Source organism: Priestia sp. SIMBA_032 (genome assembly GCF_046535215.1).
Classification (GTDB): Bacteria; Bacillota; Bacilli; order Bacillales; family Bacillaceae_H; genus Priestia; species Priestia aryabhattai.
Genome location: NZ_JAWRXD010001309.1, coordinates 1 through 246, shown reverse-complemented (window position 1 = coordinate 246; position 246 = coordinate 1). Strand labels below are relative to the sequence as shown.

Genomic DNA, 246 nt, shown 5'->3' with positions numbered 1-246 from the left:
CGGCCCGGCGCCGGCCGGTACTGCGCTGCTCGCTCTGTACGACGAGGCGTTGCCCGCGGTGTACGGCTACCTGATCCGGCGGGCCGGTGACCGGAACGTCGCCGAGGACATCACCTCGGACACGTTCCTGGCCGCCATGGACCGGGCCCGGGTCGACGATTCGGTCGAGCCGTCGATCCCATGGCTCATCGGCATTGCCAGACACAAACTGGCCGACCACTGGCGCAAGATGCAACGCACCCCGAC

Annotated in this window: 1 protein-coding gene; it reads left to right on the top strand. The window is 69.1% G+C overall.

The window, feature by feature from the left end; genetic code table 11:
• Positions 1-246: RNA polymerase sigma factor (locus SB717_RS38560; protein ID WP_410908504.1), on the top strand; the 246-nt coding region annotated here is incomplete at both ends.